23 protein-coding genes are annotated in these 13,937 nt (G+C 54.7%); 22 read left to right on the forward strand and 1 reads right to left on the reverse strand.

What is annotated here, in order from left to right; genetic code table 11:
• The first annotated feature begins 9 nt into the window (after window positions 1–9).
• From rpsC to bfr, 22 genes are all read left to right on the forward strand, one after another.
• Window positions 10–696, forward strand: a complete 687-nt coding sequence (gene rpsC, locus VGC62_RS02055) for a 30S ribosomal protein S3 (protein ID WP_003176422.1) — start codon at window positions 10–12, stop codon at window positions 694–696.
• Between the two features lie 12 nt (window positions 697–708).
• On the forward strand, window positions 709–1,122 hold the full coding sequence (gene rplP / locus VGC62_RS02060) for a 50S ribosomal protein L16 (protein WP_003186052.1): 414 nt from the start codon (window positions 709–711) through the stop codon (window positions 1,120–1,122).
• Window positions 1,122–1,313: a 50S ribosomal protein L29 gene (gene rpmC, locus VGC62_RS02065; RefSeq protein WP_002555481.1), complete on the forward strand. Its 192-nt coding sequence runs from the start codon at window positions 1,122–1,124 to the stop codon at window positions 1,311–1,313. Before rplP ends, rpmC begins: the two co-directional genes overlap by 1 nt.
• Before the next feature lie 2 nt (window positions 1,314–1,315).
• Window positions 1,316–1,582, forward strand: a complete 267-nt coding sequence (gene rpsQ / locus VGC62_RS02070; RefSeq protein ID WP_003176419.1) for a 30S ribosomal protein S17 — start codon at window positions 1,316–1,318, stop codon at window positions 1,580–1,582.
• A 23-nt stretch (window positions 1,583–1,605) separates the two neighbouring features.
• Window positions 1,606–1,974, forward strand: a complete 369-nt coding sequence (rplN, locus tag VGC62_RS02075) for a 50S ribosomal protein L14 (protein ID WP_002555479.1) — start codon at window positions 1,606–1,608, stop codon at window positions 1,972–1,974.
• Between the two features lie 11 nt (window positions 1,975–1,985).
• Window positions 1,986–2,300, forward strand: a complete 315-nt coding sequence (gene rplX, locus VGC62_RS02080) for a 50S ribosomal protein L24 (RefSeq protein WP_268798237.1) — start codon at window positions 1,986–1,988, stop codon at window positions 2,298–2,300.
• 20 nt (window positions 2,301–2,320) lie between these two features.
• The gene (gene rplE, locus VGC62_RS02085) at window positions 2,321–2,860 is read left to right on the forward strand and encodes a 50S ribosomal protein L5 (protein WP_020290700.1); all 540 of its coding nucleotides are present in this window, start codon (window positions 2,321–2,323) and stop codon (window positions 2,858–2,860) included.
• Between the two features lie 14 nt (window positions 2,861–2,874).
• Complete coding sequence (gene rpsN / locus VGC62_RS02090) at window positions 2,875–3,180, forward strand: 30S ribosomal protein S14 (protein ID WP_331185429.1); 306 nt, start codon at window positions 2,875–2,877, stop codon at window positions 3,178–3,180.
• 214 nt (window positions 3,181–3,394) lie between these two features.
• Window positions 3,395–3,787, forward strand: a complete 393-nt coding sequence (rpsH, locus tag VGC62_RS02095; RefSeq protein WP_331185430.1) for a 30S ribosomal protein S8 — start codon at window positions 3,395–3,397, stop codon at window positions 3,785–3,787.
• Window positions 3,788–3,799: 12 nt separating this feature from the next.
• Window positions 3,800–4,333, forward strand: a complete 534-nt coding sequence (gene rplF / locus VGC62_RS02100; protein ID WP_032626504.1) for a 50S ribosomal protein L6 — start codon at window positions 3,800–3,802, stop codon at window positions 4,331–4,333.
• Between the two features lie 10 nt (window positions 4,334–4,343).
• A complete protein-coding gene (gene rplR, locus VGC62_RS02105) occupies window positions 4,344–4,694 on the forward strand; it encodes a 50S ribosomal protein L18 (protein ID WP_037017727.1) in 351 nt (116 codons plus the stop codon).
• 3 nt (window positions 4,695–4,697) lie between these two features.
• Window positions 4,698–5,198 (forward strand): 30S ribosomal protein S5, encoded by a 501-nt coding sequence (rpsE, locus tag VGC62_RS02110; protein WP_093514287.1) that lies wholly within the window; start codon window positions 4,698–4,700, stop codon window positions 5,196–5,198.
• Window positions 5,199–5,200: 2 nt separating this feature from the next.
• A complete protein-coding gene (gene rpmD / locus VGC62_RS02115; protein WP_265388108.1) occupies window positions 5,201–5,377 on the forward strand; it encodes a 50S ribosomal protein L30 in 177 nt (58 codons plus the stop codon).
• A 3-nt stretch (window positions 5,378–5,380) separates the two neighbouring features.
• Window positions 5,381–5,812, forward strand: a complete 432-nt coding sequence (gene rplO / locus VGC62_RS02120) for a 50S ribosomal protein L15 (protein ID WP_037017733.1) — start codon at window positions 5,381–5,383, stop codon at window positions 5,810–5,812.
• On the forward strand, window positions 5,813–7,141 hold the full coding sequence (gene secY, locus VGC62_RS02125; protein ID WP_331185431.1) for a preprotein translocase subunit SecY: 1,329 nt from the start codon (window positions 5,813–5,815) through the stop codon (window positions 7,139–7,141).
• Window positions 7,142–7,169: 28 nt separating this feature from the next.
• Window positions 7,170–7,286, forward strand: coding sequence for a 50S ribosomal protein L36 (gene rpmJ, locus VGC62_RS02130; protein WP_002555468.1), 117 nt, complete (start codon window positions 7,170–7,172; stop codon window positions 7,284–7,286).
• A 130-nt stretch (window positions 7,287–7,416) separates the two neighbouring features.
• On the forward strand, window positions 7,417–7,773 hold the full coding sequence (gene rpsM, locus VGC62_RS02135) for a 30S ribosomal protein S13 (protein WP_004883692.1): 357 nt from the start codon (window positions 7,417–7,419) through the stop codon (window positions 7,771–7,773).
• Between the two features lie 30 nt (window positions 7,774–7,803).
• Window positions 7,804–8,193 carry a 30S ribosomal protein S11 gene (rpsK, locus tag VGC62_RS02140; RefSeq protein WP_002555466.1) on the forward strand — a complete coding sequence of 130 codons (390 nt, stop codon included), beginning with the start codon at window positions 7,804–7,806 and terminating at the stop codon, window positions 8,191–8,193.
• Between the two features lie 18 nt (window positions 8,194–8,211).
• Window positions 8,212–8,832, forward strand: coding sequence for a 30S ribosomal protein S4 (gene rpsD / locus VGC62_RS02145; RefSeq protein WP_037017742.1), 621 nt, complete (start codon window positions 8,212–8,214; stop codon window positions 8,830–8,832).
• Between the two features lie 22 nt (window positions 8,833–8,854).
• Complete coding sequence (locus tag VGC62_RS02150) at window positions 8,855–9,856, forward strand: DNA-directed RNA polymerase subunit alpha (protein WP_331185432.1); 1,002 nt, start codon at window positions 8,855–8,857, stop codon at window positions 9,854–9,856.
• Window positions 9,857–9,897: 41 nt separating this feature from the next.
• On the forward strand, window positions 9,898–10,284 hold the full coding sequence (gene rplQ, locus VGC62_RS02155; RefSeq protein ID WP_004397026.1) for a 50S ribosomal protein L17: 387 nt from the start codon (window positions 9,898–9,900) through the stop codon (window positions 10,282–10,284).
• A gap of 258 nt (window positions 10,285–10,542) precedes the next feature.
• Window positions 10,543–11,007, forward strand: coding sequence for a bacterioferritin (bfr, locus tag VGC62_RS02160; RefSeq protein WP_331185433.1), 465 nt, complete (start codon window positions 10,543–10,545; stop codon window positions 11,005–11,007).
• A 71-nt stretch (window positions 11,008–11,078) separates the two neighbouring features.
• Here bfr and uvrA read toward each other — a convergent pair whose 3' ends face one another.
• A complete protein-coding gene (gene uvrA, locus VGC62_RS02165) occupies window positions 11,079–13,913 on the reverse strand; it encodes an excinuclease ABC subunit UvrA (protein ID WP_331185434.1) in 2,835 nt (944 codons plus the stop codon).
• Window positions 13,914–13,937: the final 24 nt, after the last annotated feature.

Here is a 13,937-nt window from a genome sequence, read left to right on the forward strand (position 1 = left end):
GTCGAAGAGATGGGTCAGAAAGTACATCCCATTGGCATTCGCCTGGGAATCGTCAAGGAGCACACCTCCGTCTGGTACGCAGACGGTCGGACTTATGCGGACTATTTGTTCGCTGATCTGAAGGTGCGCGAGTATCTCCAAGACAAATTAAAAAGCGCGTCCGTAAGCCGTATCGATATCCATCGTCCGGCTCAGACTGCACGCATCACCATCCACACCGCTCGTCCCGGCATCGTGATCGGCAAGAAAGGTGAAGATGTTGAGAAGCTGCGTCAGGACCTGACCAAGCAAATGGGTGTGCCTGTGCACATCAATATCGAAGAGATCCGTAAGCCGGAGCTCGACGGTATGCTGGTTGCGCAGAGCGTAGCTCAGCAGCTGGAGCGTCGTGTAATGTTCCGTCGCGCTATGAAGCGCGCAGTACAGAACGCCATGCGCATTGGTGCCAAAGGCATCAAAATCCAAGTGAGCGGTCGTCTCGGCGGTGCTGAAATCGCACGTACTGAATGGTATCGCGAAGGGCGTGTGCCACTGCACACCCTGCGTGCCGACATCGACTATGCCAACTACGAAGCTCACACCACTTACGGTGTGATCGGTGTAAAGGTTTGGATCTTCAAAGGCGAAGTAATTGGTGGTCGCCAAGAAGAGCTGAAACCACAAGCACCAGCGCCTCGTAAAAAAGCTGCTAAGTAAGGGGTACGCCAAATGTTGCAACCAAAGCGTACGAAGTTCCGCAAGCAGATGACAGGCCACAACCGTGGCTTGGCATTGCGCGGTAGCAAAGTCAGCTTCGGCGAGTTCGCGCTGAAGTCTGTTGCTCGTGGTCGTCTCACCGCTCGTCAGATTGAGTCAGCGCGTCGTGCTCTGACCCGTCACGTTAAGCGTGGCGGTAAAATCTGGATCCGTGTATTCCCGGACAAGCCCGTCACCAAAAAGCCACTCGAAGTTCGGATGGGTAAAGGTAAGGGTAACGTGGAGTACTGGGTTGCCCAGATTCAGCCAGGCAAAGTCCTGTATGAAATCGAGGGTGTGTCTGAAGAGTTGGCGCGTGAGGCTTTCGCCCTGGCTGCTGCAAAGCTGCCGCTCGCCACCTCCTTTGTTAAGCGGACGGTGATGTGATGAAGGCGAATGAACTTCGTGAAAAATCAGCACAGCAGCTGAACGAGCAACTGCTCGGCTTGCTGCGCGACCAGTTCAATCTGCGTATGCAGAAAGCAACTGGCCAGTTGGGGCAGTCTCACCTGCTCTCGCAAGTTAAGCGTGACATCGCTCGCGTGAAGACTGTGCTCAACCAGCAGGCAGGTAAGTAATCATGGCTGAAGCCGAAAAAACCGTCCGTACGCTGACTGGCCGTGTTGTCAGCGACAAGATGGACAAGACCATCACCGTCCTGATCGAGCGTCGCGTTAAGCACCCGATCTACGGTAAATACGTTAAGCGTTCGACTAAGCTGCACGCGCACGACGAAACCAATCAATGCCACATCGGCGACAAGGTCACTATTCGTGAAACTCGTCCGTTGGCCAAGACTAAATCTTGGGCGTTGGTTGATGTTCTCGAACGCGCTGTGGAAGTCTAAGGGCTAAGGGTCGGAGAAATTATATGATTCAGACTCAATCCATGCTCGATGTGGCCGATAACAGCGGCGCTCGCCGTGTTATGTGCATCAAGGTGCTTGGTGGCTCTCATCGTCGTTACGCTGGTATCGGTGACATCATCAAAGTGACCGTCAAGGAAGCAATTCCTCGCGGCAAGGTGAAGAAAGGTCAAGTGATGACTGCTGTTGTAGTCCGCACTCGCCACGGCGTTCGTCGTGCAGACGGCTCCATCATTCGCTTCGATGGCAACGCTGCTGTTCTTTTGAACAACAAGCAAGAGCCGATCGGCACCCGTATCTTTGGGCCAGTGACCCGTGAACTTCGTACAGAGAAGTTCATGAAGATCGTCTCGCTCGCCCCAGAAGTGCTGTAAGGAGATCCGACATGCAAAAGATTCGTCGTGACGACGAGATCATCGTGATCGCCGGCAAAGACAAAGGTAAGCGCGGTAAGGTGCTCAAGGTTCTCGCTGATGACCGTTTGGTCGTTGGTGGTATCAACCTGGTGAAGCGTCATACCAAGCCAAACCCGGCGTCGGGCGTACAGGGCGGTATCGTCGAGAAAGAAGCGCCACTGCACGCTTCTAACGTCGCCATTTTCAACGGTGCAACCAACAAGGCTGATCGCGTTGGTTTCAAAGTTGAAGAAGGCAAAAAAATTCGTGTCTTCAAGTCGACCCAAAAAGCGGTTGATGCTTGAACACTGCTAGGTAGAAGACCATGGCACGACTAAAAGAGATTTACCGGAAGGAAATCGCTCCGAAACTTAAGGAAGAACTTAAGCTTTCGAACGTGATGGAAGTTCCGCGCGTTACCAAGATCACCTTGAACATGGGTCTGGGCGAAGCGATCGGTGACAAAAAAGTCATTGAGCACGCTGTAGCTGACCTGGAAAAGATCACCGGTCAAAAAGTCGTTGTGACTTATGCTCGGAAATCCATCGCTGGCTTTAAAGTCCGTGAAGGTTGGCCGATCGGCGTCAAAGTTACTCTGCGCCGTGACCGTATGTACGAATTCCTGGATCGTCTGCTGTCGATCTCCCTGCCTCGGGTTCGCGACTTTCGCGGCCTGAATGCCAAGTCCTTCGATGGTCGCGGCAACTACAGCATGGGCGTGAAAGAGCAGATTATTTTCCCGGAAATCGATTACGACAAGATCGATGCTCTGCGCGGTCTGGACATTACCCTGACCACCACTGCTCGTACGGACGATGAAGGTCGCGCATTGCTGCGTGCTTTCAAGTTCCCGTTCCGCAACTGATTGGAGTAGTTACCATGGCCAAGACGAGCATGAAAAATCGCGAGCTTAAGCGTCAGCTTACGGTCGCCAAGTACGCCAAGAAGCGTGCAGAGCTGAAAGCAATCATCGTGGATCTGAACGCAAGTCCAGAAGCGCGTTGGGAAGCTCAGGTAGCCCTGCAAAAGCAGCCTCGTGATGCAAGCGCCTCGCGCATGCGTAACCGTTGCCGCCTGACTGGTCGCCCACACGGCGTTTATCGCAAGTTCGGCCTCGGTCGTAACATGCTGCGTCAAGCAGCAATGCGTGGCGACGTTCCAGGTCTGGTTAAAGCCAGCTGGTAAGGCGTTATTCTTGTATCGCGGTCGCCAATTTCGAAAGAAAACGGTGATTGCGAGACTCGAATCGGAATCAAGCCCCTTTTGGGGCTTGATTCATTTCTGGGGTACGTCTAGAATTGCCGGCTCGCCAGAGCCCGTGTCTTCACGTGTCCGGAGTTTTTCGGCGAAAAGCTGTAGCCGCAAGGCTAATTATTTTTGTATCAGGAGCGTCTAGCCCATGAGTATGCAGGACCCGTTAGCGGACATGCTAACTCGTATCCGTAATGCCCAGATGGCTGAAAAGCCCGTCGTAAGCATGCCATCTTCCACGTTGAAGGTAGCAGTTGCCAAAGTCCTGAAGGACGAAGGTTACATTGCGGGTTATCAGATCAGCAGCGAAATCAAACCGTCGCTGTCCATCGAGCTGAAATACTTCGAAGGCCGTCCGGTCATCGAGGAAGTGAAGCGCGTTAGCCGTCCAGGCCTGCGTCAGTACAAGTCCGTCGAGGAATTGCCGAAAGTTCGTGGCGGCCTCGGTGTGTCTATCGTCTCCACCAACAAAGGTGTGATGACGGATCGTGCTGCGCGCGCTGCCGGTGTCGGCGGCGAAGTTCTTTGCACTGTGTTCTAAGGGGGGATAAGCATGTCACGCGTAGCTAAGAACCCCGTTAAGTTGCCATCAGGCGTCGAAGTTAAACTCGTCGGCCAGCAGCTTTCGGTGAAGGGTGCCAAGGGCACTCTCGACCTGAACATTCATTCGTCCGTTGAGATTGTTGAAGAAGCTGGTGAGTTGCGTTTTGCTGCTCGCAATGGCGATCAACAAACTCGCGCAATGGCCGGTACCACTCGTGCGTTGGTAAACAACATGGTCCAAGGCGTAAGCCAAGGCTTCGAGCGTAAGCTCCAGCTGGTCGGTGTTGGTTACAAAGCGCAAGCAAAAGGCACGGTGCTGAACCTGGCTCTTGGCTTCTCGCACCCAGTGGATTACGAATTGCCGGAAGGCATCACCGCTGAGACGCCCAACCAGACCGATATCTTCATCCGGGGTATCGACAAGCAGTTGGTTGGTCAAGTGGCCGCTGAGATCCGCGACTTCCGCCGTCCTGAGCCTTATAAAGGCAAAGGTGTGCGTTACGCGGACGAAGTCGTCCGTCGTAAAGAAGCCAAGAAGAAGTAGGGCATAGCAAATGACCGTCAAAAAAGTTACCCGACTGCGTCGCGCTCGCAAAGCACGCCTGAAAATGCACGAACTCGAAGTCGTGCGTCTCTGCGTGTACCGCTCTTCGCAGCACATCTATGCCCAGGTCATTTCGGCCGACGGCAGCAAAGTTCTGGCAAACGCCTCTACTTTGGACAAAGAACTGCGTGATGGTGCCACTGGCAACATCGACGCGGCCACTAAGGTTGGCCAGCTGATTGCTGAGCGTGCGAAAGCCGCCGGTGTATCGCAAGTGGCTTTCGACCGTTCTGGCTTCAAGTACCACGGCCGCGTCAAGGCGCTGGCTGATGCTGCTCGTGAAGGCGGGCTGGAGTTCTAAGTTATGTCAAATAACGACCAAAAACGCGACGAAGGTTACATCGAGAAGCTGGTTCAAGTTAATCGTGTAGCCAAAACCGTCAAAGGCGGCCGTATCTTCACTTTCACCGCGTTGACCGTGGTTGGTGATGGTAAGGGCCGTGTTGGCTTCGGCCGTGGCAAGTCACGTGAAGTGCCTGCTGCGATCCAGAAGGCAATGGAAGCTGCTCGCCGTAACATGATCCAGGTTGATCTGAATGGCACTACGCTGCAGTACGCAATGAAGTCTGCTCACGGCGCTTCGAAGGTGTACATGCAGCCCGCTTCTGAAGGTACTGGCATCATCGCTGGCGGCGCCATGCGCGCAGTGCTGGAAGTTGCTGGCGTTCAGAACGTGTTGGCCAAGTGCTATGGTTCGACCAACCCGGTAAACGTGGTTCACGCCACGTTCAAGGGTTTGAAAGCCATGCAGTCCCCTGAGTCCATTGCTGCCAAGCGCGGCTTGAACGTCAAGGAGATCTTCTGATCATGGCTACCGTTAAAGTCACGCTGATCAAAAGCATGACCGGCCGCATCCCTAACCACAAACTGTGCATTAAGGGTTTGGGTCTGCGTCGTATCGGTCACACGGTAGAAGTCGTTGATACTCCCGAAAATCGCGGAATGATCAACAAGGCTTACTACATGCTGCGAGTCGAGGGTTAATCGATGAAACTCAATGATCTGAGTCCTGCGCCGGGTTCCCGCCGCGAGAAGCATCGTCCGGGCCGTGGTATCGGTAGCGGTTTGGGTAAGACTGGTGGCCGTGGTCACAAAGGTCAGACCTCCCGTTCCGGTGGCACCATCGCACCGGGCTTCGAAGGCGGCCAACAGCCGTTGCATCGTCGTCTGCCTAAGTTCGGCTTCGTCTCTTTGAAGGCTATGGATCGTGCGGAAGTTCGCACCTCCGAGCTGGCGAAAGTAGAAGGCGTTGTAACTGTGCAGTCTCTGAAGGATGCCAACGTGATCAACCAAAACGTGCAGCGTGTGAAAATCATGCTGTCCGGTGAGGTTACTCGCGCGGTCACCCTAAAAGGTATCGCAGCCACCAAAGGTGCGCGTGCGGCTATCGAAGCAGCTGGCGGCAAGTTCGAGGAATAAATGGCTAAGCAAGGTGCTCTCTCAGCGCTCGGCAAAGGCGGGTTATCCGAACTCTGGGCTCGACTGCGTTTCCTGTTCCTGGCGATTATCGTCTATCGGATAGGTGCGCACATCCCAGTTCCAGGTATCAACCCGGACCGGCTGGCGGAACTGTTTCGACAGAATGAGGGGACCATTCTTAGCTTGTTCAACATGTTTTCCGGCGGTGCGTTGGAGCGGATGAGTATTTTTGCATTGGGGATCATGCCGTATATCTCGGCATCGATCATCATGCAGCTCATGACCGCTGTTAGCCCGCAGTTGGAGCAGTTGAAGAAGGAAGGTGAAGCTGGTCGTCGCAAGATAAGCCAGTACACCCGCTATGGCACCGTCGTCCTGGCGCTGGTTCAAGCTATTGGCATGTCCATTGGCCTGGCCGGTCAGGGCGTTGCGTTCTCTGCAGATCTGGGCTTCCATTTTGTGGCTGTCACCACCTTCGTGGCTGGTGCGTTGTTCATGATGTGGCTGGGCGAGCAGATCACTGAGCGCGGTGTTGGCAACGGTATCTCGATGTTGATTTTTTCGGGTATCGTCGCCGGTCTTCCGAGAGCGATCGGGCAGTCCTTTGAGTCTGCTCGTCAGGGCGATATCAATATCTTCGCTTTGGTCGCCATCGGTTTGCTGGCAGTAGCGATTATCGGTTTCGTGGTGTTCATTGAGCGTGGTCAGCGTCGTATTGCTGTTCACTACGCCAAGCGTCAGCAAGGCCGTAAGGTTTTCGCTGCGCAAACGAGCCACCTACCGCTGAAGGTGAATATGGCTGGTGTTATTCCAGCTATTTTCGCGAGCAGCATTTTGCTGTTCCCTGCTTCGTTGGGTGCCTGGTTTGGTCAGTCTGAAGGTATGGGCTGGTTGCAGGACATCTCGCAGTCAATCGCTCCGGGTCAGCCGTTGAATATTCTGCTGTTTAGTGCAGGGATTATTTTCTTCTGCTTCTTCTATACGGCGTTGATGTTCAATCCGAAAGACGTAGCGGAAAACCTGAAGAAGTCCGGTGCCTTTATTCCGGGTATCCGTCCTGGTGAGCAGTCCGCGCGCTACATTGATGGCGTATTGACTCGTTTGACCATGTTCGGTGCTCTTTATATGACGGCCGTGTGTCTGCTTCCCCAGTTTCTTGTGGTTGCGGCCAACGTTCCGTTCTACCTTGGCGGGACCTCGTTGCTGATCGTGGTCGTGGTTGTGATGGACTTTATGTCGCAAGTGCAATCGCACCTCGTTTCGCACCAGTATGAATCCCTGATGAAGAAAGCCAACCTGAAGGGCTACGGCAGCGGCATGCTGCGCTGAAGCACCCATAAGGTTCTAGGAGTTGGTGATGAAAGTTCGTGCATCGGTGAAAAAGCTGTGCCGTAACTGCAAGATTATTCGCCGCGAAGGTGTTGTTCGAGTAATTTGCAGCGCGGAACCACGTCACAAACAGCGCCAAGGCTGAGTGTGATCTGTGCTTAAGCCCAGCAGCTAGTGCGCTGCTGGGTTGATTATTTGTTATTACAGCGATATTATCTCGCGCCCTATTTCTTGGCTTCCGGGGCGTAGGTAGCTGTCAATTGGAGTCCCACTGAATGGCCCGTATTGCAGGCGTTAACATTCCAGATAACAAGCATACTGTTATCTCGTTGACCTACATCTATGGTGTTGGTCGCACCACCGCACAGAAAATCTGTGCGACCACTGGGGTTAACCCAGCGGCAAAGATCAAAGATCTGAGCGACGAGCAGATTGAACAGCTGCGTGGCGAAGTGGCGAAGTTCACCACTGAAGGTGACCTGCGTCGCGAAATCAACATGAAAATCAAGCGCTTGATGGATTTGGGCTGCTATCGCGGTCTGCGCCATCGTCGTGGTCTTCCAGTACGCGGTCAGCGTACCAAGACCAACGCGCGTACTCGCAAAGGTCCGCGTAAGCCGATCCGCAAGTAATCGCACCAGCGCATCGACAGGAATTTAGTCATGGCAAAACCTGCTGCTCGTCCTCGTAAAAAAGTTAAAAAGACAGTGGTTGATGGCATCGCCCACATCCACGCGTCGTTTAACAACACAATCGTCACCATCACCGATCGTCAAGGTAATGCGCTTTCTTGGGCTACCTCCGGCGGCTCGGGTTTCCGCGGTTCACGCAAGTCCACTCCGTTCGCTGCTCAAGTAGCTGCTGAACGTGCTGGTCAAGCTGCGCTGGAATACGGTCTGAAGAACCTCGACGTTAACGTCAAAGGTCCAGGCCCAGGTCGTGAGTCTGCTGTCCGTGCTTTGAACGGCTGTGGCTATAAGATCGCCAGCATCACCGACGTGACGCCAATCCCGCATAACGGGTGCCGTCCGCCGAAGAAGCGTCGCGTGTAATCCAGGAGACTGTAAGAAATGGCTCGTTACATTGGTCCAAAATGCAAACTTGCTCGTCGTGAAGGCACCGATCTCTTTTTGAAGAGCGGCGTTCGCGCTATCGAATCCAAGTGCAACATCGAAGCAGCTCCTGGTATTCACGGCCAACGCCGTGGTCGCCAGTCCGACTACGGTACTCAGCTGCGTGAAAAGCAGAAGGTTCGTCGTATCTACGGCGTTCTCGAGCGTCAGTTCAGTGGTTACTACAAAGAAGCTGCCGGCAAGAAAGGCGCTACTGGTGAGAACCTCCTGCAACTGCTCGAATGCCGTCTGGACAACGTCGTATACCGTATGGGTTTTGGCTCTACTCGTGCCGAATCTCGTCAGCTGGTATCGCACAAGTCGGTCAGCGTCAACGGCAAAACCGTTAACGTTCCGTCCTACCAGGTTCGTGCTGGGGACGTAGTCGCTATTCGTGAAAAAGCGAAGAACCAGCTGCGTATTGTGCAGGCTCTCGATCTGTGTGCCCAACGTGGCCGCGTAGAATGGGTAGAAGTAGACACTGAGAAAAAGTCTGGCGTTTTCAAAAGCGTACCAGCTCGCAGTGATCTGTCGGCCGACATCAACGAAAGCCTGATTGTCGAGCTCTACTCCAAGTAAGGGCTAGAAAATAGGTGCATCCATGCAGATTTCGGTAAATGAGTTCCTGACACCCCGCCACATTGATGTGCAGGTTGTCAGTCCGACCCGCGCCAAGATTACGCTCGAGCCTCTCGAGCGTGGTTTCGGCCATACCCTGGGCAACGCGCTGCGCCGCATCCTGTTGTCCTCCATGCCCGGCTGTGCAGTAGTCGAGGCCGAGATTGACGGTGTACTCCATGAGTACAGCGCCATCGAAGGTGTACAGGAAGATGTCATTGAAATCCTGTTGAACCTTAAAGGTCTGGCTATCAAGCTGCACGGTCGAGACGAAGTTACGCTGACCTTGTCGAAGAAGGGTTCGGGGGTGGTTACCGCTGCCGATATTCAGCTGGATCATGATGTCGAGATCGTTAACCCCGATCACGTAATCGCTAACCTGGCGTCTAACGGCGCCCTGAACATGAAGCTCGTTGTAGCTCGTGGTCGCGGTTATGAACCAGCAGACTCGCGTCAGAGCGATGATGACGAAAGCCGCAGCATTGGTCGCTTGCAGCTCGATTCTTCGTTCAGCCCGGTTCGTCGTATCGCATACGTGGTGGAAAACGCCCGTGTAGAACAGCGTACCAACCTGGACAAGCTGGTTATTGATCTGGAAACCAACGGTACTCTGGATCCTGAAGAGGCAATTCGTCGTGCTGCAACCATTCTGCAACAGCAGTTGGCTGCATTCGTCGACCTCAAAGGTGACAGTGAGCCAGTGGTAGTCGAACAGGAAGACGAGATCGATCCGATCCTGCTTCGTCCGGTTGACGATTTGGAACTGACCGTACGTTCGGCCAACTGCCTTAAGGCGGAGAACATCTACTACATCGGCGACCTGATTCAGCGCACCGAAGTAGAACTGTTAAAGACTCCGAACCTGGGCAAGAAATCCTTGACCGAGATCAAGGACGTTCTGGCTTCTCGTGGTCTCTCCCTCGGCATGCGCCTGGACAACTGGCCGCCGGCAAGTCTTAAGAAGGACGACAAGGCTACGGCCTGATCGTCGTAATCACCGAACGTGAGTTTGGTAAGGAATGAACCATGCGTCATCGTAAAAGTGGACGTCACCTGAGCCGTACCAGCTCGCACCGCAAGGCCATGTTTCAAAACATGGCGGTGTCGCTGTTCGAGCACGAGCTGATCAAAACTACCCTGCCGAAAGCCAAGGAACTGCGCCGCGTTGCCGAGCCGCTGATCACCCTGGCCAAGGAAGACAGCGTAGCTAACCGCCGTTTGGCTTTCGACCGTACTCGTTCGAAAGAAATCGTCGGCAAGCTGTTCAACGATCTGGGCAAACGCTATGCAACCCGTCAGGGCGGCTACTTGCGTATCCTCAAGTGCGGTTTCCGCACTGGCGACAACGCGCCTATGGCGTATGTCGAGTTGGTTGATCGTCCTGTCGGTGGCTCTGTAGAAGCCGCTGAATAAGACGTCAGTCTTTACAAAAAACCGGGCCTAGCGCCCGGTTTTTTGTTTTTTACACCGCCTTCAAATCAATGACCGAAGCGCGGAGGTGCATATTTATTGCGCTAACTCGTAGTGATAAACAGAACTCTCCTCATTTACCATGCTTTTCGACACCAGATATCGGATTTTAACGACATTTGTTAGCTTTCCTGCTGTTCTTGAAGTGACCTCGGCGGCAGGTTGGTTCAAACTACGCCTTTCAAGAGGAGAAGTACGGCGATGCAAGGCCATCCGGATGTCATTGATTACCTGAACACGCTGCTGACCGGAGAACTGGCCGCACGTGACCAATACTTCGTCCATTCGCGGATGTATGAGGATTGGGGTTTTACCAAACTCTACGAACGAATGAACCACGAGATGGAAGAAGAGACACAACACGCAGACGCGTTGATGCGTCGGATTCTCTTGCTCGAAGGTACGCCGCGTATGCGCCCGGATGATCTGGATGTCGGCACTACGGTACCTGAGATGCTCGCCAGCGATCTTCGCCTGGAGTATCGGGTCCGCGCTGCGTTGTGCAAGGGCATCGAACTCTGTGAGGTGCATCAGGACTACGTTAGCCGTGACATTCTGCGTATCCAGTTGGCCGATACCGAGGAAGATCACGCCTACTGGCTCGAAAAACAGCTAGGGTTGATCAAATCCATCGGTTTGGAAAACTACCTACAATCGCAATTCTGATCCTTTGAACCAAAAAGCCCCTGTCGCGAGTCCCGCAACAGGGGCTTTTTTATTTCGGCAGGATCAACACCTCATGCTTTGTCTCTTTCGAGCAAAGGTTTCAGGTAGTGCCCTGTGTACGACTGCTCCATCTCGGCCACTTGCTCCGGGGTACCTGTGGCAATGATCTGACCGCCTCTGGAGCCACCTTCTGGACCGAGGTCCACAAGCCAGTCGGCGGTCTTGATGACATCGAGGTTGTGTTCGATGACCACCACGGTGTTGCCGTGATCACGCAAGCGATGCAGCACATCCAACAGCTGTTGGATATCTGCGAAGTGCAGGCCAGTGGTTGGTTCATCGAGGATGTACAGCGTTTTGCCGGTATCGCGCTTGGACAGCTCACGCGACAGCTTCACTCGCTGCGCCTCACCGCCTGACAACGTTGTCGCCGATTGTCCGAGCTTGATGTAGGACAGCCCCACATCCATCAACGTTTGCAGCTTGCGCGCCAATGCAGGAACGGCGTCGAAGAAGATGCGTGCTTCCTCGATGGTCATCTCCAGCACTTCGTGGATGTTTTTGCCCTTGTATTTGATCTCAAGGGTCTCCCGGTTATAGCGTTTGCTCCTGCATACGTCGCATGGCACGTAAATATCCGGCAGGAAGTGCATCTCGACTTTGATCAGGCCGTCACCCTGACAAGCCTCACAGCGGCCGCCCTTGACGTTAAACGAGAAGCGGCCGGGCCCATAACCGCGTGAGCGCGATTCCGGGACACCCGAGAACAGCTCGCGAATCGGCGTGAACAAACCCGTGTACGTTGCAGGATTGGAGCGCGGGGTACGGCCAATCGGGCTTTGATCGATGTCGACGACTTTGTCCAGATGCTGTAACCCATCAATGCTGTCATGCGCGGATGCTTCCAGCGTCGTCGCACCGTTCAATGCCGTGGCACTGAGCGGGAACAGGGTGTTGTTGATCAGCGTCGACTTACCCGACCCCGACACCCCGGTGACACAGGTTAGCAGGCCAATCGGAATCTCAAGATCGACATTGCGCAGATTGTTTCCGCGTGCGCCCTTGAGTTTCAGTGACAGCTTTTTGTTGCGCGGTGTGCGCTTGGCGGGCACGGCAATCTTGACCCGACCGGACAGATATTTTCCCGTCAGCGAGTCTGGATGCGCCATGACTTCTGCCGGCGTGCCCTCTGCAACGATATGGCCGCCGTGTATACCGGCACCCGGACCAATGTCGACGACGTAGTCAGCCATACGAATGGCGTCCTCGTCATGCTCCACCACGATCACTGTGTTGCCGATATCCCGAAGATGGCGAAGGGTGTCCAGCAAGCGGTCGTTGTCGCGTTGATGCAGACCAATTGAAGGTTCATCGAGGATGTACATGACGCCAACAAGGCCGGCGCCGATCTGGCTGGCAAGGCGAATACGTTGCGCTTCGCCGCCGGACAGCGTGTCGGCGCTGCGATCCAGCGTCAGGTAATCAAGGCCCACATTGACCAAAAACTGTAGGCGTTCGCGGATTTCCTTGAGAATCTTGTCGGCAATTTCACCGCGGCGCCCAGTCAGCTTCAGCTTGCCGAAGTAGTCGGTCGCATCGCCGATTGGCAGATTAGTGACCGCTGGCAGTGTTTTCTCGCCAACCCATACGTGGCGGGCTTCGCGACGCAAGCGCGTGCCGCGGCAGTCCGGGCAGGGCTGGGTGCTGAGGAACTTGGCCAGTTCTTCTCGAACGGTCGCAGATTCTGTCTCGCGATAACGACGCTCAAGGTTTGGCACGATGCCTTCAAAAGGGTGCGCGCGTTTAACGATGTCGCCGCGATCATTCAGGTAGCGGAAGTCGACATTCTGAGTACCGCTGCCGTTAAGCAGGATTTTCTGTTGATCGGCTGGAAGCTCCTTGAACGGTACTTCCAGGCTAAAGCCATAGTGTTTGGCCAGCGAGCCGAGCATCTGGAAATAATAGACGTTTCGTCGGTCCCAGCCGCGAATCGCCCCCTCCGCCAACGTCAGTTCGCCGTTGACCAGGCGCTTGATATCGAAAAATTGTTTAACGCCCAAGCCGTCGCATGTCGGGCAGGCCCCGGCCGGGTTGTTGAAGGAAAACAACTTCGGCTCAAGCTCGCTGATCGCGTGACCGCAGATCGGGCAGGCAAAACGTGCGGAGAAGATGATCTCTTCGCCGGGTTCGTCGTCCATAGGGGCAACCAAAGCGATGCCGTCGGCAAGCTTCAGTGCGGTCTCGAAAGACTCCGCCAAACGCTGCTGCAGATCGGCTCGGACCTTGAAACGATCGACCACGACATCGATGGAATGTTTCTTCTGTTTGTCCAGCTTCGGCAATTCATCGAGTTCGCAAAGCCGGCCGTTGACCCGGGCCCTTACGAAACCTTGTGCGCGCAGCTCTTCGAACACCGCAAGGTGCTCGCCCTTGCGCTCGCGCACAACCGGCGCCAGCAACATCAACTTGCTGCCTTCAGGCTGTGCAATGACCAGGTCAACCATCTGGCTGACCGTCTGCGCTTCCAGGGGTATGTCGTGGTCCGGGCAGCGCGGTTGGCCCACCCGAGCGTAAAGCAGGCGCAGGTAGTCGTAGATCTCGGTAATCGTGCCCACGGTCGAGCGTGGGTTGTGAGAGGTCGACTTTTGCTCGATGGAAATTGCGGGCGACAGACCCTCAATGGTGTCGACGTCGGGTTTTTCCATCATCGATAGAAACTGTCGAGCATACGCGGACAATGACTCCACGTAGCGTCGCTGCCCTTCGGCGTACAGCGTGTCGAATGCCAGCGATGATTTGCCAGAGCCGGATAACCCGGTAATAACGATCAGTTTGTCGCGTGGCAGGGTGAGGTCAATGTTCTTCAGGTTGTGGGTTCGTGCCCCACGTATCAGGATCTGGTCCACTGCGGCCTCGCTCGGCGGGCATAA

Source organism: Pseudomonas sp., from assembly GCF_036404235.1.
In the GTDB taxonomy this organism is placed as follows: Bacteria; Pseudomonadota; Gammaproteobacteria; order Pseudomonadales; family Pseudomonadaceae; genus Aquipseudomonas.

What these genes read in the sequence shown, in the direction of transcription:
- rpsC (WP_003176422.1), top strand. Translation starts at nt 10, where the DNA reads ATGGGTCAGAAAGTACATCCCATTGGCATTCGCCTGGGAATCGTCAAG.
- rplP (WP_003186052.1), top strand. Translation starts at nt 709, where the DNA reads ATGTTGCAACCAAAGCGTACGAAGTTCCGCAAGCAGATGACAGGCCAC.
- rpmC (WP_002555481.1), top strand. Translation starts at nt 1,122, where the DNA reads ATGAAGGCGAATGAACTTCGTGAAAAATCAGCACAGCAGCTGAACGAG.
- rpsQ (WP_003176419.1), top strand. Translation starts at nt 1,316, where the DNA reads ATGGCTGAAGCCGAAAAAACCGTCCGTACGCTGACTGGCCGTGTTGTC.
- rplN (WP_002555479.1), top strand. Translation starts at nt 1,606, where the DNA reads ATGATTCAGACTCAATCCATGCTCGATGTGGCCGATAACAGCGGCGCT.
- rplX (WP_268798237.1), top strand. Translation starts at nt 1,986, where the DNA reads ATGCAAAAGATTCGTCGTGACGACGAGATCATCGTGATCGCCGGCAAA.
- rplE (WP_020290700.1), top strand. Translation starts at nt 2,321, where the DNA reads ATGGCACGACTAAAAGAGATTTACCGGAAGGAAATCGCTCCGAAACTT.
- rpsN (WP_331185429.1), top strand. Translation starts at nt 2,875, where the DNA reads ATGGCCAAGACGAGCATGAAAAATCGCGAGCTTAAGCGTCAGCTTACG.
- rpsH (WP_331185430.1), top strand. Translation starts at nt 3,395, where the DNA reads ATGAGTATGCAGGACCCGTTAGCGGACATGCTAACTCGTATCCGTAAT.
- rplF (WP_032626504.1), top strand. Translation starts at nt 3,800, where the DNA reads ATGTCACGCGTAGCTAAGAACCCCGTTAAGTTGCCATCAGGCGTCGAA.
- rplR (WP_037017727.1), top strand. Translation starts at nt 4,344, where the DNA reads ATGACCGTCAAAAAAGTTACCCGACTGCGTCGCGCTCGCAAAGCACGC.
- rpsE (WP_093514287.1), top strand. Translation starts at nt 4,698, where the DNA reads ATGTCAAATAACGACCAAAAACGCGACGAAGGTTACATCGAGAAGCTG.
- rpmD (WP_265388108.1), top strand. Translation starts at nt 5,201, where the DNA reads ATGGCTACCGTTAAAGTCACGCTGATCAAAAGCATGACCGGCCGCATC.
- rplO (WP_037017733.1), top strand. Translation starts at nt 5,381, where the DNA reads ATGAAACTCAATGATCTGAGTCCTGCGCCGGGTTCCCGCCGCGAGAAG.
- secY (WP_331185431.1), top strand. Translation starts at nt 5,813, where the DNA reads ATGGCTAAGCAAGGTGCTCTCTCAGCGCTCGGCAAAGGCGGGTTATCC.
- rpmJ (WP_002555468.1), top strand. Translation starts at nt 7,170, where the DNA reads ATGAAAGTTCGTGCATCGGTGAAAAAGCTGTGCCGTAACTGCAAGATT.
- rpsM (WP_004883692.1), top strand. Translation starts at nt 7,417, where the DNA reads ATGGCCCGTATTGCAGGCGTTAACATTCCAGATAACAAGCATACTGTT.
- rpsK (WP_002555466.1), top strand. Translation starts at nt 7,804, where the DNA reads ATGGCAAAACCTGCTGCTCGTCCTCGTAAAAAAGTTAAAAAGACAGTG.
- rpsD (WP_037017742.1), top strand. Translation starts at nt 8,212, where the DNA reads ATGGCTCGTTACATTGGTCCAAAATGCAAACTTGCTCGTCGTGAAGGC.
- VGC62_RS02150 (WP_331185432.1), top strand. Translation starts at nt 8,855, where the DNA reads ATGCAGATTTCGGTAAATGAGTTCCTGACACCCCGCCACATTGATGTG.
- rplQ (WP_004397026.1), top strand. Translation starts at nt 9,898, where the DNA reads ATGCGTCATCGTAAAAGTGGACGTCACCTGAGCCGTACCAGCTCGCAC.
- bfr (WP_331185433.1), top strand. Translation starts at nt 10,543, where the DNA reads ATGCAAGGCCATCCGGATGTCATTGATTACCTGAACACGCTGCTGACC.